The sequence below is a fragment of the Falsiroseomonas sp. CW058 genome, assembly GCF_050563535.1.
Lineage (GTDB): Bacteria > Pseudomonadota > Alphaproteobacteria > Acetobacterales > Acetobacteraceae > Falsiroseomonas.
In genome coordinates, this window is the sequence record NZ_JBNXUO010000002.1 from 246236 (window position 1) to 266468 (window position 20233).

The 20233-nt window shown below is 71.6% G+C and carries 22 protein-coding genes and 1 tRNA gene; 14 read left to right on the forward strand and 9 right to left on the reverse strand.

The window, feature by feature from the left end; all coding sequences use genetic code 11:
- Positions 1-134: 134 nt before the first annotated feature.
- Together ACK8OX_RS03020 and otnI are read right to left on the reverse strand one after the other, a co-directional pair.
- Complete coding sequence (locus tag ACK8OX_RS03020; protein WP_430662440.1) at positions 135-1025, reverse strand: 2-hydroxy-3-oxopropionate reductase; 891 nt, start codon at positions 1023-1025, stop codon at positions 135-137.
- Between the two features lie 11 nt (positions 1026-1036).
- Entirely contained in the window at positions 1037-1813 is a 777-nt protein-coding gene (gene otnI / locus ACK8OX_RS03025; protein WP_430662441.1) for a 2-oxo-tetronate isomerase, read from the reverse strand.
- Positions 1814-1929: 116 nt separating this feature from the next.
- Between otnI and ACK8OX_RS03030 the strand changes: the two genes are divergently transcribed.
- From ACK8OX_RS03030 to ACK8OX_RS03060, 7 genes are all read left to right on the forward strand, one after another.
- The gene (locus ACK8OX_RS03030; RefSeq protein ID WP_430662442.1) at positions 1930-3003 is read left to right on the forward strand and encodes an AI-2E family transporter; all 1074 of its coding nucleotides are present in this window, start codon (positions 1930-1932) and stop codon (positions 3001-3003) included.
- A 96-nt stretch (positions 3004-3099) separates the two neighbouring features.
- Positions 3100-4686 carry an ABC transporter substrate-binding protein gene (locus tag ACK8OX_RS03035; protein ID WP_430662443.1) on the forward strand — a complete coding sequence of 529 codons (1587 nt, stop codon included), beginning with the start codon at positions 3100-3102 and terminating at the stop codon, positions 4684-4686.
- Positions 4687-4745: 59 nt separating this feature from the next.
- Complete coding sequence (locus ACK8OX_RS03040) at positions 4746-5729, forward strand: ABC transporter permease (protein WP_430662444.1); 984 nt, start codon at positions 4746-4748, stop codon at positions 5727-5729.
- A 2-nt stretch (positions 5730-5731) separates the two neighbouring features.
- Positions 5732-6646, forward strand: coding sequence for an ABC transporter permease (locus ACK8OX_RS03045; RefSeq protein WP_430662445.1), 915 nt, complete (start codon positions 5732-5734; stop codon positions 6644-6646).
- Between the two features lies 1 nt (position 6647).
- Positions 6648-7691, forward strand: a complete 1044-nt coding sequence (locus ACK8OX_RS03050) for an ABC transporter ATP-binding protein (RefSeq protein ID WP_430662446.1) — start codon at positions 6648-6650, stop codon at positions 7689-7691.
- Entirely contained in the window at positions 7678-8733 is a 1056-nt protein-coding gene (locus ACK8OX_RS03055) for an ABC transporter ATP-binding protein (protein ID WP_430662447.1), read from the forward strand. Before ACK8OX_RS03050 ends, ACK8OX_RS03055 begins: the two co-directional genes overlap by 14 nt.
- Before the next feature lie 29 nt (positions 8734-8762).
- On the forward strand, positions 8763-9563 hold the full coding sequence (locus ACK8OX_RS03060; RefSeq protein WP_430662448.1) for a M48 family metallopeptidase: 801 nt from the start codon (positions 8763-8765) through the stop codon (positions 9561-9563).
- A 13-nt stretch (positions 9564-9576) separates the two neighbouring features.
- Here ACK8OX_RS03060 and ACK8OX_RS03065 read toward each other — a convergent pair whose 3' ends face one another.
- Both ACK8OX_RS03065 and ggt read right to left on the reverse strand, forming a co-directional pair.
- Positions 9577-10050, reverse strand: a complete 474-nt coding sequence (locus ACK8OX_RS03065; protein ID WP_430662449.1) for a CreA family protein — start codon at positions 10048-10050, stop codon at positions 9577-9579.
- A gap of 65 nt (positions 10051-10115) precedes the next feature.
- Positions 10116-11801: a gamma-glutamyltransferase gene (gene ggt, locus ACK8OX_RS03070; protein WP_430662450.1), complete on the reverse strand. Its 1686-nt coding sequence runs from the start codon at positions 11799-11801 to the stop codon at positions 10116-10118.
- Positions 11802-11838: 37 nt separating this feature from the next.
- On the opposite strand from ggt, the gene ACK8OX_RS03075 reads away from it, so the two are divergent.
- From ACK8OX_RS03075 to ACK8OX_RS03105, 7 genes are all read left to right on the forward strand, one after another.
- On the forward strand, positions 11839-12213 hold the full coding sequence (locus ACK8OX_RS03075) for a YraN family protein (protein ID WP_430662451.1): 375 nt from the start codon (positions 11839-11841) through the stop codon (positions 12211-12213).
- Positions 12214-12310: 97 nt separating this feature from the next.
- Positions 12311-12700 (forward strand): integration host factor subunit alpha, encoded by a 390-nt coding sequence (locus tag ACK8OX_RS03080; protein WP_430662452.1) that lies wholly within the window; start codon positions 12311-12313, stop codon positions 12698-12700.
- A complete protein-coding gene (locus ACK8OX_RS03085; protein ID WP_430662453.1) occupies positions 12697-13131 on the forward strand; it encodes a MerR family transcriptional regulator in 435 nt (144 codons plus the stop codon). The genes ACK8OX_RS03080 and ACK8OX_RS03085 overlap by 4 nt, the downstream gene beginning before the upstream one ends.
- 61 nt (positions 13132-13192) lie before the next feature.
- A tRNA-Pro gene (locus tag ACK8OX_RS03090) sits at positions 13193-13269 on the forward strand.
- A gap of 359 nt (positions 13270-13628) precedes the next feature.
- Complete coding sequence (locus ACK8OX_RS03095) at positions 13629-14735, forward strand: YetF domain-containing protein (RefSeq protein WP_430662454.1); 1107 nt, start codon at positions 13629-13631, stop codon at positions 14733-14735.
- Entirely contained in the window at positions 14732-16030 is a 1299-nt protein-coding gene (locus ACK8OX_RS03100) for a DUF2254 domain-containing protein (protein WP_430662455.1), read from the forward strand. The genes ACK8OX_RS03095 and ACK8OX_RS03100 overlap by 4 nt, the downstream gene beginning before the upstream one ends.
- Complete coding sequence (locus ACK8OX_RS03105; protein ID WP_430662456.1) at positions 16027-16293, forward strand: hypothetical protein; 267 nt, start codon at positions 16027-16029, stop codon at positions 16291-16293. The genes ACK8OX_RS03100 and ACK8OX_RS03105 overlap by 4 nt, the downstream gene beginning before the upstream one ends.
- 92 nt (positions 16294-16385) lie before the next feature.
- Here ACK8OX_RS03105 and ACK8OX_RS03110 read toward each other — a convergent pair whose 3' ends face one another.
- From ACK8OX_RS03110 to ACK8OX_RS03130, 5 genes are read right to left on the reverse strand one after another with little or no spacing between them, the layout of a single operon-like run.
- Positions 16386-17228, reverse strand: a complete 843-nt coding sequence (locus ACK8OX_RS03110) for an ABC transporter substrate-binding protein (RefSeq protein ID WP_430662457.1) — start codon at positions 17226-17228, stop codon at positions 16386-16388.
- A 32-nt stretch (positions 17229-17260) separates the two neighbouring features.
- Positions 17261-18016, reverse strand: a complete 756-nt coding sequence (locus tag ACK8OX_RS03115) for an amino acid ABC transporter ATP-binding protein (RefSeq protein WP_430662458.1) — start codon at positions 18014-18016, stop codon at positions 17261-17263.
- Between the two features lie 3 nt (positions 18017-18019).
- Positions 18020-18778: an amino acid ABC transporter permease gene (locus tag ACK8OX_RS03120; protein WP_430662459.1), complete on the reverse strand. Its 759-nt coding sequence runs from the start codon at positions 18776-18778 to the stop codon at positions 18020-18022.
- Positions 18775-19479, reverse strand: a complete 705-nt coding sequence (locus ACK8OX_RS03125; protein WP_430662460.1) for an amino acid ABC transporter permease — start codon at positions 19477-19479, stop codon at positions 18775-18777. Before ACK8OX_RS03125 ends, ACK8OX_RS03120 begins: the two co-directional genes overlap by 4 nt.
- A 7-nt stretch (positions 19480-19486) precedes the next feature.
- The gene (locus ACK8OX_RS03130; protein ID WP_430662461.1) at positions 19487-20230 is read right to left on the reverse strand and encodes an SDR family oxidoreductase; all 744 of its coding nucleotides are present in this window, start codon (positions 20228-20230) and stop codon (positions 19487-19489) included.
- Between the last annotated feature and the right edge of the window lie 3 nt (positions 20231-20233).

Here is a 20233-nt window from a genome sequence, read left to right on the forward strand (position 1 = left end):
CGCGGCGCCCCGGCGCCGCCGCAACGTCTTTCGCAGGGGTTGCATTGATGCACGGACGGCACCCGCATCTCGGGTGCCGCGTGTCCGGCGGCAACCGGCCGCTGCGCCGTCGGCGCCGCCGGACCGTCCGCCGGTCAGGCGTCCGGTGCGACCTTGTGAGCCGCCATCGTCTCCAGCGCCTTCACCATCGCCGAATGGTCCAGCGCCGCCCCGCCCTGGGCCGCGCAGGCCGCGAAAAGCTGCGCGGCGGAGGCGGTGTTGGGCAGCGCCACGCCGAGTTCCCGGCCGGCCTGGAGCGCCAGGTTCAGGTCCTTCTGGTGCAGTTCGATCCGGAAGCCCGGGGCGAAGGTCCGCTTGATCATCCGCTCGCCATGCAGTTCCAGGATGCGGGAGGTGGCGAGCCCGCCCATCAGCGCCTGGCGCACCTTGGCCGGGTCCGCGCCGGCCTTGGACGCGAAGACCAGCGCCTCGCCCACCGCCTCGATCGTCAGGGCGACGATGATCTGGTTCGCGACCTTGCAGGTCTGGCCCGCGCCGTTCTCCTCGCCGACGAGGGTGATGTTCTTGCCCATCGCCTGGAACAGCGGCAGCGCGCGTTCGAAGGCGGCGGGGGCGCCGCCGACCATGATCGTCAGCGCCGCGTTCTTCGCGCCCACCTCGCCGCCCGAGACGGGGGCGTCCAGGTACTCGCCCCCCTGCGCCTTGATGCGCGCGGCGAAGGCCTTCGTGGCGGTCGGGCTGACCGACGACATGTCGATCACCAGGCTGCCGGGGCGGAGGCCGGCGGCGACGCCGCCTGCGCCGAACAGCACGGCTTCCACATCGGGGGTGTCCGGCACCATCAGGATGACGACGTCGTTCGCCGCCGCCACCGCCTGCGCCGTCGGCGCCACGGCGAAGGCCGCGCGGTCCGCGTCGGTGAGCGAGGGGCGTTCCACCACCGTCACGTCGTGGCCCGCGGCCTTGAGGTGCCCCGCCATGGGGCGGCCCATGATGCCGAGGCCGATGAAGCCGATCTTCGCCATGTCTGCGGTCCTTACTTGTAGGGGGCGAACCAGGTGAGGCCGGCGGTCGTCTCGCCGGCCGGGCGGTATTCGCAGCCGATCCAGCCGCGGAAGCCGAGTTCGTCGATGCGGCGGAAGACGAAGGGCCAGTTGACCTCACCCGTGCCGGGCTCGTTGCGGCCGGGATTGTCGGCGACCTGCATGTGGGCGATCAGCGGCAGGTGCCGCTCGACGCGCTTCACGATGTCGCCCTCGGTGATCTGGCAGTGGTAGAGGTCGAACTGCATTCCCACGCGGTCCGCCCCCACCGCCTCGATGATCGCGGCGGCCTGGTCGGTCGTGTTGAGGAAGAAGCCCGGGATGTCGCGGTGGTTGATCGGCTCGATCACCGGCCTGACGCCGGCGGGCGCCGCCTGTTCGGCGGCCCAGGCAAGGTTCTCGGCCAGCGTCGCGGTCATCGTGTCATGCGCGAGGCCGGCGGGGGCGAGCCCGGACATGACATGGATCCGCGGGCAGGACAGCGCGGCGGCGTAGTCGAGCGCCCGGCGGAAGCCGTCGCGGAATTCCGCCTTGCGGCCGGGCAGTGCCGCTTGGCCGCGCTCGCCCTTCGTCCAGTCGCCGGGCGGGGCGTTGAACAGCACCTGCTGCAGTCCCGCGCCCTTCAGCCGGGCGGCGATGTCGGCGGCGTGGAAATCGTAGGGGAACAGGAATTCCACGGCCCCGAAGCCGGCCCTGGCGGCGGCTTCGAAGCGGTCGAGGAAGGGAAGCTCGGTGAACATCATCGACAGGTTGGCGGCAAAGCGCGGCATGCGACGGGACCTCCCTCCTCTGGCGCCGGTCGTGATGCCCCGCGGGGCGGGGGCCGGCAAGCCCGCCGCACGGCGGCGGAGGTGCAACGGCGCCCGATTCCCGCTAAGCCGGTCCGATGGAGAGAGATCCCATCCACCCGGCGAAGCTGATCGGGCTGTTCGCGCTGGCGCTGCTGGGCTTCGGCTGCTTCCTGGTGCTGCGCCCCTTCATCTCCGCCCTGCTCTGGGCGGTGATCCTGGTCTTCACCACCTGGCCGGCCTTCCGGATGCTGCGCGAACGCACGGGACTCGGCCCCGCCGCGGCGGCGCTGGTGATGGTGACGCTGGAATTCCTGCTGATCGGCCTGCCGATCCTGTTCGCGGCGCCGACCAGCCGGGAGGATGTGGAGGGCCTGCGCGACGGGTTCGAGCGGCTGCTGGTCGGCGGCCTGCCGGGGGTGACGGGCTTCCTGACCGGCCTGCCATTCGTCGGCGCCTATGTCGGCGAATGGCTACAGGGGTGGGATGCGACCTTCACCGGGCTGTTCGACACCATCCGCCCCTATGCCGGCACCATCGCGCAGAATGCGCTGGCGTTGCTGGTGGCGGTGCTGTCCGGCCTGGCGGAGCTGCTGCTGGCCATCTTCCTCGCCTTCTTCTTCTACCGCGACGGCCCGGCCATGGCCGCCAAGGCCGAGGCGGTGATGGAACGCCTGGCCGGCCCGCCCGCGCGGCGGCTGATGCAGCTGACCGGCGACGTCACGCGCGGCGTGGTCTACGGCCTTCTCGGCACCGCGGTGGTGCAGGGGGCGATGACCACCATCGGCTTCTGGATCGCGGGCGTGCCGCAGCCGGTCCTGCTGGGCGTGGTGGCCGGGGTCATCTCCATCCTGCCGGTGGGGGCGCCGCTGGTCTGGATTCCCGCCGCGATCTGGCTGTTCACCCAGGGCGAGACGGGGTGGGGCATCTTCATGGTGCTCTATGGCGCGCTCGGCATCTCCTCCGTCGACAACTTCATCCGGCCCTGGATGATCAGCCGCGGGGCGGACCTGCCGCTGCTGCTGACGTTGCTCGGCGCCATCGGCGGCGTGCTGGCCTTCGGCTTCCTCGGCCTGTTCCTCGGCCCCGTGCTGCTCGCCGTGGGGTTCACGCTGCTCAAGGACTGGGCGGCGGCGGGCGGAAAGCCGCAGGTGCCCGGCCGCCCCACCTGAATCCGGGCTTTCCCGCCCGCTGTGGTCGGGATATTGCAGTTTTCCTGCGCGGACATGGGCGGAACGACCCCTGCCGTGCCAGAGGGAGATCGAGGGATGCGAAGGATCTGGGGCGCGGCGCTGGCCGCGGCGATCACGCTGGCGGCCGGGATGGGAGAGGCGCGGACCGTGCGCTGGGCGGCGTCGGGCGACCCGAACACGATGGACCCGCACAGCCAGAACATCGGCACCGTCACGATGGTTCTGCAGCAGATCTACGACCCGCTGATCCACCGCAACGCCGACCTGTCCCTGCGCCCTGGCCTTGCGCTGTCCTGGACGCAGGTCGAGCCGACGCGCTGGCGTTTCGTGCTGCGCCAGGGCGTCCGCTTCCATGAGGGCGAAGCCTTCACCGCGGACGATGTCGTCTTCTCCATTACCCGCGCCCTGCAGCCGACCTCCAATTTCGGCATCTTCGTCGACACCGTCGATCACGCCGAGAAGGTGGACGACTTCACGGTGGACGTGGTGACGAAGGTCGCCGACCCGATCCTGCCGAACAAGTTCGCCTCGGTGTACATGATGTCCCGCTCCTGGTCGGAGCGGCACAACGCCATCCGCCCGCAGAACACCCGCGCGCGGGAGGAGATGCACACCGTCCGCAGCACGAACGGCACCGGCGCCTTCCGCCTGGCGAGCCGCGAGGGCGACGTCCGCACCGTGCTGCGCCGCAACGAGGACTGGTTCGGCTGGACCGAGCCGGGCCAGACGGCGGGCAACGTCACCGAGATCGTCTTCCGCCCCATCGCGTCCGATGCGACCCGCATCGCGGCGCTGCTGTCGGGCGAGGTGGACTTCGTGCTCGACCCGCCGCTGCAGGACCTGAACCGCCTGCGGTCCGCGCAGGGCGTGAAGGTGGTGGAGGGGCCGGAGGTGCGGTCCATCTTCCTCGCGATGGACACCTTCCGCGACGAGCTGCTGTATGCCGATGTGCGCGGCCGCAACCCCTTCCGCGACCTGCGCGTGCGCCAGGCGCTGTACCACGCCATCGACATCCAGGCGATCCACCGCACCACCATGCGCGGGCAGAGCATCGTCACCGGCACCTTCTTCCCGCCCCAGGTCAACGGCTACGTCGCCGAGGAGGATGTGCGCCTGCCCCATGACCCCGCGCGCGCCCGCGCGCTGCTGGCCGAGGCAGGGTATCCGAACGGCTTCGGCCTCACGCTCGACTGCCCGAACAACCGCTACATCAACGACGAGCAGATCTGCGCCGCGATCGCCGCGATGTGGGCGCGCATCGGCATCCGGACGACGGTGAGGGCGCAGCCCATCGCGCCCTTCTTCGCCCAGATCCAGCGCGACGACACCAGCATCTACCTGCTGGGCTGGGGCGTGCCGACGCTGGATGCGCTGTATTCCTTCCAGTCGCTGCTGGCGACCCGGAACGGCGCGCAGGGCGACGGCATCTGGAACTACGGCCGCTACTCCAACCCGCGCATGGACGAGCTGGTGGCGCGGATGAAGACCGAATCCGGCGATGGCCGGCAGGCCGCCATCCGCGAGGCGCTCCGCATCTACCGCGAGGACGTGCCCCACATCCCGCTGCACCACCAGATGATCCCCTGGGCCATGCGCAGCAACGTCACCATCCCGCATGCGGCGAACAACCAGCCGTATTTCCGCTGGATGGTCGTGAACTGAGACCACACCCGGCCGCGGCCCCGGAGACCCCGGGGCCGCGGCGCGCTTAGGAAGACAACGTGTTCGCTTTCGTCATCTCCCGCATCCTCCAGGCGCTGCCCGTCATGCTGACGGTCGCGCTCCTGTCCTTCGCGATGTTCGCCTATGTCGGCGATCCCGTCGCCATCATGCTCGGCCAGGACTACACCGAGGCGCAGCGCGCCGCGCTGATCCGCGACCTCGGGCTGGACCAGCCCTTCTTCGTGCAGTTCCTCCGCTTCCTCGGCAATGCCGTGCAGGGGGAATTCGGCCTGTCCTACCGCCTGTCCCGCCCGGTGATCGACCTCATCGCCGAACGCGCGCCGGCGACGCTGGAACTGGCGCTGACGGCGGCCTTCCTGGCGCTGCTGGTCGGCGTGCCGATGGGCGTCTACACGGGGCTCTACCGCAATTCCTGGCTGAGCCGCTTCTTCCTGACCTTCAGCCTGATCGGCGTGTCGCTGCCCACCTTCCTGATCGGCATCCTGCTGATCCTCACCTTCTCCGTCTGGCTGGGCTGGCTGCCGTCCTTCGGGCGGGGGGACACGGTGCGGCTGGGCTGGTGGAGCACGGGATACCTGACCGCGGGCGGCATCAAGGCGCTGATCCTGCCGGCCGTGACGCTCGGCCTGTTCCAGCTGACGCTGATCATGCGCCTGGTGCGGGCCGAGATGCTGGAGGTGCTGCGGACGGACTACATCAAGTTCGCCCGCGCGCGCGGCCTGTCGAACCGGGCGGTGCATTTCGGACACGCGCTGAAGAACACGCTGGTGCCGGTCATCACCATCGCCGGCCTCCAGCTCGGCGGCATCATCGCCTTCGCGATCGTGACGGAGACGGTGTTCCAGTGGCCGGGCATGGGTCTGCTGTTCATCCAGTCCGTGGGCGCGGCCGACATCCCGGTGATGGCGGCCTACCTGCTGCTGATCGCGGCGCTGTTCGTGACCATCAACCTGATCGTCGACCTGCTCTACTACGCGGTCGACCCAAGGCTGCGGATCGGCGGCGGGAAGGGGGGGCACTGACCATGGCCCAGGCCATCCGACGCTTCCTCGACAGCGACATCTGGTATTCCTTCACGCGGTCGCCCATCACCGTCGCCTCGGCGATCGTGGCCGTGATCTGCATCGGCGGCGCGGTGCTCGCGCCCTGGATCGCGCCCCACAACCCCTTCGACCTCGCCTCGCTCCAGCTGATGGACGCCTTCAAGCCGCCCGCCTGGGAGGCGGAGGGCGAGGCGACCTACCTCCTCGGCACCGACGACCAGGGGCGCGACGTGCTCTCGGCCATCATGTACGGCGCGCGGGTGTCGCTGCTCGTCGGCTTCTGCGCCGTCGTCATGTCCGTCTTCATCGGCATCGCGGCGGGGCTGGCAGCGGGCTACCTTGGCGGCACGGTCGATTCGCTGCTGATGCGCATCGCCGACATCAAGCTGACCTTCCCCACCATCCTGATCGCGCTGCTGATCGACGGCATGGTGCGCGCCGCCCTGCCGCGCGACGTGCATGACCAGCTTGCGCTCTACGTCGTGATCTTCGCCATCGGCTTCTCCAACTGGCCGTCCTTCGCGCGCACCGTGCGGGGCTCGACCATGGTGGAGCGCAACAAGGAATACGTGCAGGCCGCCCGCGTCATCGGGCTCGGCCGCGGGCGGATCATGGTCAGCCACGTCCTGCCGAACGTCCTCGGCCCCGTGCTGGTCATCGCGACGCTCCAGCTCGGCTTCGCGATCCTGACGGAGGCGACGCTGTCCTTCCTCGGGGTCGGCGTGCCGCCGACCCAGCCCTCGCTCGGCACCTTGATCCGAATCGGCAACGACTTCCTCTTCTCCGGCGAGTGGTGGATCACCATATTCCCCGGCCTTGCGCTGATCGTCCTCGTGCTCTCCGTCAATCTCCTGGGCGACTGGCTGCGCGACGCCCTCAATCCGAAGCTGCGGTAGAATGTCCAATACCCAACCATTGCTCGAGGTGAAGAACCTCCGCGTGGAGTTCCCCACGCGCCGCGGCACGCTGGTCGCGCTCGACGACGTGTCCTTCGACATCCATCCCGGCGAGGTGCTGGGCGTGGTGGGCGAATCTGGTGCCGGCAAGTCCATGACCGGCGCCGCCATCATCGGCCTGCTGGAGCCGCCGGGCCGCATCGCGGGCGGGCAGATCCTGCTCGACGGCCGGCGCATCGACAACCTGCCCTACAAGGAGATGCGGAGCGTCCGCGGGCGGCAGATCGGCGCGATCTTCCAGGACCCGCTGACCACGCTGAACCCGCTCTACACCATCGGCCGGCAGCTGGTGGAGACGATGACCACCCACTTGCCGCTGAACCCCGCCCAGGCGCGTGCCAAGGCGATCGAGTGGCTGGAACTCGTCGGCATCCCCGCCGCCGCGCAGCGCATCGACAGCTACCCGCACGAATTCTCGGGCGGGATGCGCCAGCGCGTCGTCATCGCTCTCGCGCTCTGCGCCGAGCCGAAGCTGATCGTGGCGGATGAGCCGACCACCGCGCTCGACGTCAGCATCCAGGCGCAGGTTATCGCCCTGCTGAAGCGCCTCGCGCGGGAGAAGGGGACGGCGATGATGCTCGTCACCCACGACATGGGCGTCATCGCGGAGACCGCCGACCGGGTCGCGGTGATGTATGCCGGCCGCATCGCGGAGATCGGCAGCGTGCGGAGCGTCGTGAAGCACCCCGCGCACCCCTATTCCGCCGGCCTCATGGGCTCCATCCCGCCGATCAGCCACCGGCTGGAACGGATGCAGCAGATCGACGGCGCGATGCCGCGGCTTTCCGCCATCCCGAAGGGCTGCGCCTACAACCCGCGCTGCCCGCGCGTCTTCGACCGCTGCCGGGTGGAACGGCCTGACCTGCTGGATGCGGGCGACACGCGCGCGGCTTGCTGGCTCTACGCCGACCCGTCGGCGCGGCTGCTGCGCGACAATCCCTCCGACCGCTACCTGCGGGACGACAAGGCGCATGCCGATGCGTGACGTGATGCAGCCGATGCTCGAGACGCAGGACGTCGCGCGCTTCTTCGACGTGTCCCGCCCGCTGCTCCAGCGCGTGCTGGCGCGGGAGGCGAAGCGCACGCTGCGCGCGGTGGATGGCGTGTCCTTCGCCATCCCGAAGGGCACCACGCTGTCGCTGGTCGGCGAATCCGGCTGCGGCAAGTCCACCGTCGCGCGGCTCGTCGTCGGGCTCTACGGCCCGACGCGGGGCAAGGTGCTGTTCGACGGCCGCGACCTGGCGGAGGCGCGCGCGGACAGCACGCAGCGCCGCCGGATGCAGATGATCTTCCAGGACCCCTATGCCAGCCTCAACCCGCGCTGGCGCGTCCGCGACATCATCGCCGAGCCGATCCGCGCCTTCGGGCTGACGAAGGACGGCGCCGCGATCGACGCGCGGGTGGGGGAGTTGCTGACGCAGGTCGGGCTTTCCCCCCTCGACGGGCAGAAGTTCCCGCACGAATTCTCGGGCGGGCAGCGGCAGCGCATCTCGATCGCGCGCGCGCTGTCCTCCAACCCGGAATTCCTGGTCTGCGACGAGCCGACCAGCGCGCTCGACGTGTCGGTGCAGGCGCAGATCCTGAACCTGATGAAGGACCTGCAGGCGCGGCTCGGCCTGACCTACCTGTTCATCAGCCACAACCTCGCCGTGGTGCGGCAGGTCAGCGACCGGATCGGCGTGATGTATCTCGGCCGCCTGGTGGAGCTTGCGCCGGCCGAGACGCTGTTCACCACGCCGCGGCACCCCTACACGCGCGCCCTGATGGAGGCGATCCCGGACCTGGAGATGACGGGGCGGCAGCGCATCCCGGTGGGGGGCGAGGTGCCGAGCCCCATCAACCCGCCCTCGGGCTGCCCCTTCCACCCGCGCTGCCCGCTGGCGAATGACCGCTGCCGGGCCGAACGCCCGGCGATGATCCCCGCCCGCGGCACGCCGGAGACTCTGGCGGCCTGCCACGCGGTGGAGGAAGGCCGCGACGGCGGGCCGCGCCTGCCGGAAACCGGGGAGCTTCTCGCGGCGTCCTGACGCGGTGCTTCACCGCGGAGGGCAGGGCGATGGCTGGCGTGCTGGTGGCTGGGCGGCCTGTCGCCCGCCGGGGGTTGGTCCTGGCCGGCGCCGGCTTCCTGTGCGGCTGCGGCGCGCAGCATGCGCTGCCGCAGCCGGCGGGGATGGAGCTTGCGGCCGCGCAGCGCGCCATCGGCGCCGCGCCGCCGCTGCGCCGCCATGACCGGCCGGAGGCGGAGCAGGCGGCGATGCTCGGCCGCGTCGCGGCCCGGGTCGCCGAGGCGTCGGACCCGATGTGCCGCCGCTACCTCGACGGCCCCTGCCGCTTCGCCGTCGCGCTCGCGCGGTCCGACGAGGTGAACGCCTTCGCCAGCGAGGGCCCGGCCGTCACGGTCACGTCCGGTCTGCTGGGCGTGGTGGAGAACGACGCCGAGCTGGCCGCCGTCGTCGCGCATGAATACGGCCACCACCTGGCGCGGCACCTTGCCCGGGCGGGAACGCGGATGCGGCTCGGCGCCGTCATCGGGTCGCTGGTCGGCGGCTACCTCGCCGGGCCGCTGGGGTCGGAGGCAGGTGGGCGGCTTGCGGGCGGCGCTGCGCGGCTGGCCTATTCGCAGGAGGAGGAACGCGAGGCCGACTACCTTGCCGCCTTCATGGTCCATCGCGCCGGCTACGGGCTGGAGGAAGCCGGTCGAGTCTGGGTGCGGCTGGCGCAGGCGGCGGGGCGCGCGGATGCGCCCGGCCTCATCTCCACCCACCCGACCGGCCCGCAACGCCTGGCGGCTTGGCGGAACACCGTGGCCGAGATCGGCGCACAGCCCCCCGGCGAGGCGATGCCGCGACTGGCGTGACCGCCTGCGCCGGTCAGCGGATCGGCACCACCGCCACCGCATTGTAAGGCGAGCCATCCACCAGGCGCGTGGACCAGGCGAGGTAGACCACCGCCTGGCGTTCCTCGTCCACGAAGCGGTGGACGCGGGTTTCCTTGAAGAACAGGCTCGTGCTGCTCTCATAGACCACCTCGCCGCGTTCGCCCCGCTGGGCGCCGGGCTGCACCTGCACGGGGCCGGTGGCGGTGCAGGTGATGGCGAAGCGCGCCGGGTCCTCCGCCACGCCGAGCATCCCGGACAGGCCCCCCGTCCGCGCCTGGCTGATGTAGCAGGAGATGCCGCGCACCTCCGGGTCGTCGAACCGCTCCACCACCACGCGGTGGCTGCGCGTCAGGCCCAGGTTGGTGATGGCCGTGTTCACATGGCCGATCTCCCGCGTGTCCTGCGCCGCGGCGGGGGCGGCGACCAGCAGCGGCAGCAGCAGGGCGAGGCGGGGCAGGTTCGGCATGGCGTGTCTCTCCTCGGGTGGTTGGGGCCCAGAACGCCATGCGGGGCGCTCCGGCTGCAAGCCGCTCAGTCGCCGAGCGCCGCGCCTTCCCGCCGGGGATCGGCGGCGCCGAGCAGCCCCCCCGGCGTGACCCGGATGACGGCGAGGCCCGAGCCGTTCTCCCGCACATCGGTCCGGTGGCCGCGTGCTTCCAGCGCCGGGGCGAGGGCCGCGGCGGGCGTCCCGGCCTCCAGCTCGACCGGGCCGGTGCCGACGACGCCGATCCGCGGCAGGGCCACTGCCTCAGCGGGCATCATGCCCCAGTCGATCATCGCCACCAGCACCTGCGCGACGTGGAAGATGATGCGGGCCCCGCCCGCCGAGCCCAGCACCATCGCCGTCCGGTCCTCCGCATCCAGCACGATGGTCGGTGCGGTGGAGGAGCGCGGGCGCTTGCCCGGCTCCACACGGTTGGCCACCGGGCGGCCGTCCTGGTCCGGCGCGAAGGCGAAGTCGGTGAGCTGGTTGTTCAGCAGGAAGCCGCGGACCATGATGCGCGCGCCCATCACCGCCTCGATCGTCGGCGTCAGGGACACGGCGTTGCCGTCCGAATCGAGCACCGCGACATGGCTGGTCCCGGCCTCGTGCTCCTCGGCCTGGGGGGCCAGAAGCGCGTCCTGCCAGGGCGGGTTGCCGGCCCGCGGCGGGGCCATGGCGCGGTCCCGGTCGATCAGCTGCGCGCGCCCGGTCAGGTAGGCGGGATCGAGCAGGCCGCGGACGGGCACCCGCACGAAGGCGTCGTCCGCGAGGTAGAGGTTGCGGTCCGCGAAGGCCAGCCGCCCGGCCTCGCCCAGCAGATGCGCCGCGTCGGGGCCGCCCGGCGGCAGGCCCCGCAGGTCGAAATGGCCGAGCAGACCGAGGATCTGCCCCACCGCCACCCCGCCGGAGGTCGGGGGACCCATGCCGCAGACCCGGAACCCCCGGTAGGGCCCGCACAGCACCGCCCGCCGGCGCGGCTGGTAGGCGGCGAGATCGGCCTCCGTCATCCCGCCGGGGTTGCGGTGCCCCTGCACCGCCACCGCGATGTCGGCCGCGACGGGGCCGAGATGCAGAACATCCGCCCCTTCCGCCGCCACTGCGCGCAGCGTGGCCGCGAGCATCGGGTTGCGCAGCATGTGCCCGGGCGGCCAGGGATTGCCGCCCTCGTCCAGGAAATGGGCCCGCGCGCCGGGGTCGCGCCGCAGCGCCGCGGCGGTCGCGCCGATGGCCGCGGAAAGGCGCGGGGAGACGGCGAATCCCGCTTCGGCAAGCCGGATCGTCGGCTCCAGCAGCCGCGCCCAGGGAAGGCGGCCATGGTCGCGATGCGCGGCCTCCAGCATCCGCAGAAGCCCCGGCACGCCGACCGCGCGCCCGCCCTCCATCGCCTCGGCGAAGGACATGGGCTGGCCATCGGCGCGCAGGAACAGGCGCGGCGTGGCGGAAGCGGGCGCCGTCTCGCGCCCGTCCCAGGCCTCGATCGCGCCGTCGGACCCGCGCCGCGTCAGCATCAGCCCGCCGCCGCCGATGCCGGAGGCCTGCGGCTCCACCAGCGTCAGCATCACCGCCGCCGCGATCGCGGCATCGAGCGCGCTGCCGCCATCCCGCAGCACCTGCCGCCCGGCTTCGGCGGCGTGCGGGTTGGGGGCGACCACCATGTGCCGGCGCGCGGCATCCGCCCGGAGCGGGCCGGGCAGCAGCAGCAGGCCGAGCAGGAGGAGAAAGCGACGCCGCATTCGACCGCCCCGTTCCGTCATGCGACAAGGCTAGGCCATGCAGCGCCCGCGCGAAATCCGCGAAGCCGCCGAGGGTCGCGGCCGCCAGGCCGAGGCACGGGCCGCCGCCGCGCTCGAGGCCGAGGGCTGGACCGTGCTCGCGCGCCGGGTGCGGACCGGGGCAGGGGAGATCGACCTGGTGGCCGAGCGTGCGGGGCTGCTCGCCTTCGTCGAGGTGAAGGCCCGCCCCACGCTGGCCGAGGCCGCCTTCGCGCTCCGCCCGGCGCAGCGGCGCCGGCTGGTCGGTGCCGCCGGTGCCTGGCTGGCAGCGCATCCGGGCCGCGGCGCGGCCGGCATCCGCTTCGATGTTCTGCTGGTCGACGGCGCGGGGCAGGTGCGCCGCATCGCCGATGCGTTCCGGCCGGAGGAATGACCCGGCCGGGGCACGCATCGCGCAACGTCGCGGTTGACGCCCCTGCCGGATACAGCTTTTGTAGCAAGGATAAGGGCTTGCAGAGGCCGGTTGCGGCATGAAGACGATCACCCGGGCGCATCTGGCCGAAGCGATCTACGCGCAGGTCGGCCTGTCGCGGAACGAGAGCGCCGCCCTGCTCGAGACGGTGCTGGAACGCATGTCGGCGACCCTTGCGGCGGGGGAGCCGGTGAAGATCTCGGCCTTCGGCTCCTTCGTGGTGCGGCAGAAGGGCAAGCGCGTCGGCCGCAACCCCAAGACGGGGGTGGAAGTGCCGATCCTGCCGCGCAAGGTGCTGGCCTTCCGCCCTTCCCATGTGCTGCGCGCCCGGCTCAACCCCGGCCAGGATGTCGGGCCGGAGGATGACGACCAGCCCCGCCCCGCTGCCGCTGCGCCAGCCCGCCGCGGCCGAGACGACGCGCCGCCCCGGCGGGGCCGCGACGCATGAGCGACGAGGCCGCGGAGGTGGAACGCGACGGCGGCCGCCCACGTCCGCGCAAGGCACCCACCGCCTTCCGCACGATCAGCGAAGTGGCGGACGACCTTCAGATCCCGCAGCATGTGCTGCGCTTCTGGGAGACCAAGTTCCCCCAGTTGAAGCCCCTGAAGCGCGGCGGCGGCCGCCGCTACTACCGGCCGGAGGACATCGCGCTGCTGAAGCGCATCTCCGACCTGCTCTACACCCAGGGCTACACGATCAAGGGCGTGCAGCGCCTGTTGCGCGAGGGCGGGATCGAGGAAGCCGGCGCGAGCCCCGAACTGCCCCTTGGCGATCCCGAACGCGACGAGGCGGAGGGCGCGGAGGACGCGCTGCGCGAGGCGCTCGATGCGCTGGAGCGTCTGGCGCATGAATTGCGGGCGCTCGCCGCCCGCGCCTGACCGCATTCACCCCCATCCGGAGGGTTGGCGCGCCCCCCATGCGGTGCTATGCCGCCGGCGTCGGAGCGTAGCGCAGCCTGGTAGCGCATCAGTCTGGGGGACTGGGGGTCGTGGGTTCAAATCCCGCCGCTCCGACCATTTCCTGACCGACCCGGATGAGCGTGACGGCCGAGACTGGCCTCGTCCTCGAAGCAGGCGCTGGTTCGGCTTGCACGACGGGCCGGCCCGCCGCCCTGGTTGTTCCGCCAGCCCGGAGGGTCACGCGGCAGGGCCCGCCCGGTGTGCCCGGCATGGTCGGCGGCCCCAGATCCACGCGATGTTCTTCGATTCCTGGTCGTCGCTCGGCCGCATCCTGGTGGTGGCGCGCTCGCCTACCTGGCGCTCGTCGTGCTGCTGCGCGTCTCCGGCAGGCGGACACTGACCAAGCTCAACGCCTTCGATCTGGTGGTGACAGCAGCACTCGGCTCCCCCTCGCGACGGTCCTGCTGAACAGCTCGGTGCCGCTCGCCAACGGCGCCGCCGGCTTCGCGGTGCTGGTCGGGCTGCAATGGCTCGTGGCGTTCCTGTCGGTGAGGTCGGCGCGCTTCGGCGCGCTGGTGAAATCCGAACCGACATTGCTGCTGCACCGCGGCCGCTTCCTGGAAGGCGCGATGCGCGGCCAGCGCGTCACGCGGGAGGAGGTGGTCTCCGCGCTGCGCGCTTCCGGCGTCGCTCGGCAGGAGGACGCGGCCGCCGTGGTGCTGGAGACGGATGGCAGCCTCAGTGTCATCGCCGGGGCGGACCAGGCGCTGTCGGTTCTGCCACGGGGCGGCTGGCGCGCGGGCGGCAACCCGCCATGCGACCCGGCCGTTGCCCGGACAAGCGGATGGGCAGGGATGGCTGGCATGGATCTTGGCGCTGCGATCGACCGGCTGGATGCACTTGCGACGGGCACGCTCGCGCTGCTGCCCGGGCTCGCCTTCGGGCTGGGCGTCTTCGGGCTGTTCCTGCTGCTGGCCCGTGGCGTGGGGGCAGGCGTGGCGCGCGCCGTGCGGTTCCGCTCGGAAAGCCCGGGGCTTGCGCGCGTGCTGGGGCGCATCGGCGGCGGGCTGGTGACCGGCCTTGGCGTGCTGGTGGGGGCGGCGGTGGCCTTCCCCTCGATCAACGCGGCGGACCTTTTCTCCGTGCTCGGTATCGGCATGGGCGACGACATCGCCGAAGCCAGGCGCGTGCTGCTCGATGTCGCACGCGGGGCCGAGGGCGTGCTGGCCGACCCGCCGCCGAAGGTGCGCGTGGCCGAGATCGGCGATTTCGCGGTGCAGCTCGACGTGATGGTGTGGATCGACCCGCCGCAGCGGGCCGAGTCGCTCGACGTCGTCGACCGCGTGCTGGAACGCGGCAAGGTGGTCCTGCTGGGGGCCGGCATCGACCTGCCCTATCCGACGCAGCAGATGCTGTTCCACGACCAGACCGAGGCCAGCGACGGCGACCGCGCACGCCAGCGGGAGGGCTGGCCCGTGCGCCCGCGCGTCGGGAACCCGCCGCCGCGCTGGCAGGTCGCGAACGACGATGCCGGCCTGCCCCCCGCCGGTGCCCGCCCGGCTGCGGAGGACGGCCGGCGGTGACCCCGGGCCCCGGTCCCCGGCTTCGGCAGAAATGGGCGGACCTGCTCGCCGCCTTCTGGCTGCGGCCGGCGCTGATGGTGGCCGTCGCCATCGTCGCGGCCGAGACGCTGGTGCGGACCGACGGGGCGGTGGAAATGCCGGGCTGGATCGCGGCCTGGGTCTATGCGGGCGGCGTGGCCGGCGCGCGCGACGTGCTGGGCGCCATCGCCTCGGCCACCATCGGCGTGGCGGGCACCACCTTCTCGATCACGGTTGCGGCGCTGACCCTCGCCTCCAACCAGATGGGGCCGCGTCTGCTGCGCAACTTCACGCGCGACCCCGGAAACGGCTACGCGCTCGGCGCGCTGCTTGCGACCTTCGCCTATGCCCTCGTCACCCTGCGCTCGGTGCATGAGGCGGAGGAGGGGGCCTTCGTGCCGCAGCTCGGCGTCTCGGTGGCGCTGCTGCTGGCCTTCGCCTGCGTCGGCGTGCTGGTGTGGTTCATCCACCACATCGCCATGGCGATCAGCGTGGACCGCGTGGTGGCCCTCGTCCATGCCGATCTGGCGGCCGCGATCCGCGCGCTGCCGCGGGGCGGGGAGGATGATCCCGCGCCGCCGCCCGACGACCCGCCCGATGGGAGCGCCGCTGGACCGCTGCGCCTGCCGGGCGGAGGATACCTGCGCGTGCTCGACGACGACGCGCTGGCCGGGTGGGCGGCCGAGCATGGCGCCAGGATCCGGCTCCGCCTGCGCCCGGGCGACTTCGCCTTCCCCGGATCCGAGGTCGGGCGCGTCTGGCCAGCGGCGCGGGCCGGGGCGGCGGAGGAGGCGCTGGAACGCGCGACGGTTCTCGGCGACACGCGCAGCCCCGGCCAGGACCTCGAATTCCTGGTGCGGCAACTGGTGGAGATCGGGCTGCGGGCGCTCTCCTCCGGCGTGAAGGATCCCTTCACCGCCATCGCCGTGCTCGACCGGCTGGGCGCCGCCCTGTGCGACCTGGCCGGGCGCCGCCTGCCGGACGGCCGCACCCTGCGCGATGGCAAGCTGCGGCTGGAACGGCCGGTGACGAGCTATGCCGGGTTGCTGGACGCCATGTTCCATCCCCTCCGGCAGGGCGCGAGGGACGACCCGGGCGTGACGATACGCCTCCTCGAAGTGCTGGCCGAGGTGGCGGCGGTCGAGCGCGGGGAGGCGCGCCGCGCCGCGCTGCTGCGCCATGCCGATCTGGCGCGGGCCTCGGCGGCAGGCGGGGATGCCTCCGTCGCGGCGGCGATCGCGGAGCGGCACGGGGCCGTGCTGCGGGCGGCCGCATGACCGCTGCCGCGCTGGCCGCGGCGCTGCTGCTGCTGGCCGCGACCCTGCTGCCGGAGATCCCGACGGATGGCTGGTGGATACGGGCGCTCGATTTCGTTTGGGCGGGAGGATGTGCCGCGGCCAGGCCCGGCGAACTGAGGGCGCGACCCCGGACCATGGCCAGACATGGGGGGCGGCCGACCCTGCTGCGCGACGAGGTCGGGCGCGCCGCCATCCATGCCGCCGGGCGTCATGCCCGGCGGCGGATGCAGCCTAGAGCGTGATCGCCGCAGGCTGGAACGGCCGGAGGCGTGAATCACGCGGGAAAACAAGAGCCTGGACCTTGATCCGCGCTTCAATCAACGCGGATCATGGTCTAGGGCAGCGGGGTGAACTGGAGCTGCGAGAAGGGCGTCACCCGGTCGGTGCGGACCATCCTGAACTCCGTGTCCGGGCCGAGCCACCGGTTCCAGATGGCCGTCAGCTCCCCGTCGCGCTCCATCTCGGCAAGGGTCTCGTTGACGCGGGCGAGCAGCTGCGGCTCGTCGCGCTTCATGCCGACGCCGATCGGCTGGAACGCCATCGGCTCCTCGATCATGCGCATCGGGACACCGGCGGTCTGCGAGTCGTTGACAAGCTTGGTGATGGTCATCGTGTTGGCCACGATGCCGAAGGCGCGGTTCTGCTGGACGGCCATGAAGGCAGAGCCGGTGTCGGCGAAGGTCAACGGCTCGGACCCGTTCATGCGGATGGCCAGCTCCGAGGTCGATCCCCGCGTGGAGGCGAGGCGCCGGCCGGCATAGTCGGCCCGGCTGCGGCCGGGATCGTTGGCGCGGACGGCCAGCATCTCCTTGGCGAGGTAGTACGGATCGCTGAACTGGATCTGCTCCGCGCGGCTCAGCGTGTAGGCGAGGTTCGCGATCGTCAGGTCGACGCGGCCCAGCCTGACCTCCGGCACGCGCGCCTCGACGGACACCGGCGTGATCCGGGCCTGGACGCCCCAGCGACGGGCGATGGCGCGGCAGAGGTCGACGTCATGGCCGACCATCTCGCGCGTGCGCGGATCGGGCGCCGCGAAGGGCGGCACGTCCGCGAAGGTGGCGCAGCGCAGCTCCCGCCGCTGCATGATCTCCGCCAGCTGGTTGGCCTGGGCCTGCGGCGCGGCCGCGAAGCCGAGGGCGACGAGGCCCAGCGCGACAATTGATCTCCGTGCCTTCATGTCCGTTCTCCTCTGCCTGGTTCCGATCTCGTTCACCGCACGCGCAGCTCCGACAGGAAGCGTTGCGCGCGGGGATGCCTGGCGCGGCCGAAGAATTCCTCCGGCGGGGCCGTCTCGACGATCCGGCCCTCGTCCATGAACCAGACGCGGTCGGCGACGTCGCGCGCGAAGCCCATCTCATGGGTCACGCACATCATGGTCATGCCGTCGCGGGCGAGGCCGCGCATGACGTTCAGCACCTCACCCACCATCTCGGGGTCGAGCGCGCTGGTCGGCTCGTCGAAGAGCATGGCGGGCGGCTCCATCGCGAGCGCCCTGGCGATCGCGACGCGCTGCTGCTGGCCGCCGGAAAGCTGTCCGGGGAAGTTGTCGCGCCTGGCGGACAGCCCGACGCGGTCGAGCAGGGCGGCCGCCTTCTCCCGCGCCTCCGCCCGCCCCATCCCGCTGACGCGCATGGGAGAGAGCATGACGTTCTCCAGCGCGGAGAGGTGCGGGAACAGGTTGAAGCTCTGGAACACGAAGCCGATGCGGCTGCGCAGCCGGTTGAGCTGCGCGCTGCCCATCTTCGCATGCACGTCCTGGCCGTCGAAGACGATCGAGCCCGAATGGATGTCCTCGAGCCGGTTGACGGTGCGGATCAGCGTGGACTTGCCGGAGCCCGACGGGCCGCAGACCACCACCACCTCGCCGCGGGCGACCGTCTCGGTCACGTCGACGAGGGCGGCAAGCTGGCCGTAGAACTTGTTGACGCCGCGGAAGTCGATCATCTCGGGTCGGGAAGCGCTCATCGCTCAGGACTCTCCCGCGCGTGGTGCGAGCAGGGGGGGCGCCGCCGCCCCTGCCGGCTGGGTCGTGCGTCTGGCCGCGATGCGCCGCTCCAGCTCGCCGGCGAGCCGGGTGAGGCTCCAGCAGACGACGAAGTAGCTGATGGCGAGGATCGCGTAGATCTCGAAGGGCTTCGTCATCAGCCGGTTGTTGATCTGGCTGGCTGCGAAGGTCAGCTCGGGCACGTTGATGATGTAGCCGAGCGTCGTTTCCTTGATGGTGGAGACGAACTGGCTGAGGATGCTCGGGATCGTGTTGAACAGCGCCTGCGGCAGGATCACCCAGCGCATCGCGCCGAGATGGCCATGGCCCAGCGCGCGCGCCGCGTCCATCTGGCCCTTCGGAAGCGCCTGGATGCCGCTGCGCACGATCTCGCTGATGAAGGACGCCTCGTAGATCGCCAGCGTGACCAGCATGGTCACGAAGCCGGGCACGCTGTTGCCGATGAGGAGGGGGAGGAGGAAGTAGACCCAAAGGATGATGAGCAGCAGGGGCGTTCCGCGCGCCACGTAGACCAGCGCGAAGACCGGAAGCCGCAGCGCCCGCCAGGGCGACAGGCTGGCGAGCGCCATCGCCACGCCGAGCGGGAAGGCGAAGGCGATGCCGAGGACCGAGAGGATCAGCGTCGCCGCGATGCCGCCGAGCGGCCCGTTCGGATACTGGCCGATCAGCAGCAGCAGCCAGTTGTCCCGAACGATGTCGGCGATGGTGGACAGCATCGTCATGCCGCCGGCCCCGCGTTCCGGCCGCGCCGCTCCAGCCAGGCGCCGGCAGCCATCAGCAGCAGCGTGCAGGCAAGGTAGATCAGCGTGCCCAGCAGATAGGCCTCGAAGGCGCGGAAGGTGCGGCTCTCGATCTCCTTGATCACATGCGTCAGCTCCGCCACCCCGATCGCCATGGCGAGGCTGCTGTTCTTGAAGAGCGAGACGGTGTGGTTGACGATGGCCGGGCCGGCGTTGCGCACCGCCTGGGGCATCAGCACCCAGCGCATCGCGCCGACGAAGGAATGGCCGAGCGCGCGCGCCGCCTCCCACTGCCCCTTCGGCACGGCGCGGAGGCCGGAACGGAGGTCTTCGCTGAAATAGGCCGCCTGGCACAGGCCCAGCGCGATGACGGCGAAGACCGCCTCGCTGTTGTGGTCGGCAAGCCAGAACTGGACATCCGGCGGCAGCAGGCTCGCGATGCCGAAATACCAGAACATCAGCTGCACCAGCGTCGGCACGTTGCGGTGGTACGAGACATAGGCCGCAACCCCCGCCTCCGCCGCGCGCGAGGGCAGCATGCGGACCGCCAGCAGCGTGGCCGCCAGGCTCATCGCCAGCAGCCAGGACCCGGCGAAGACGACGAGGGTCATCTGGACGCCATGGACGAGCATCCGGACGAACTCGGGGTTCGCCAGGATCGCCATGACGTCGAATCCGGACATCGGCGCCTCAGCCGCCCGGCCTGGCGGTCGAGAGGCCGCCCGGCACCTGCAGGGTCGGCGTGATCTCGAGGTGGCCGATATTGACCGCGACGGGCGCCGCGACGGCGAAGGCGATGGCCTCCGCGACATCCGACGCCTCGGGCAGCTCGTAGCCGTCGATGAACTTCGCCCGCGTCTCCGGCGTGTCGCCATGGACATGGGCGAAGATGTCGGTCGCGACCCGCCCGGGGCAGATCTCCGTCACGCGGACGCGCCGGCCGAAGGCGTCGATCCGGAGCTGGCGCGACAGCATGCTCACCGCCGCCTTGGTTGCGTGGTAGGTGGAGTTGCCGCCGAAATTATAAGCTCCCGCGATGGAGCTGATGTTCACGACATGGCCGCGGTCGCGCGCGACCATACCGGGTACGACGAGCCGGCAGAGATGCAGCACCGCGCGCAGGTTGACGTCGACGAGCAGGTCGATGTCGTCCGCCTCCGCCTCCAGGAACTTGCGGGGGCGGTCCACGCCGGCGTTGTTCACCAGCACGTCGACCTCCATCGCGCCGACGAGCCGGGTGATCGCCGGAAGGTCGGCGACGTCGGCGGTGTGGGCGATGCAGCCCGTCTCCGCCGCGAGCCGCGCCAGCGCATCGCCGCTCCGCGCAACCGCGTGCACCTCCAGGCCCTCGCGCCGGAAGCGGCGGACGACGGCCGCGCCGATGCCGGAGGAGGCGCCGGTGACAAGGGCTGTCCTGTAGTCGGAGAAGGGCATGCG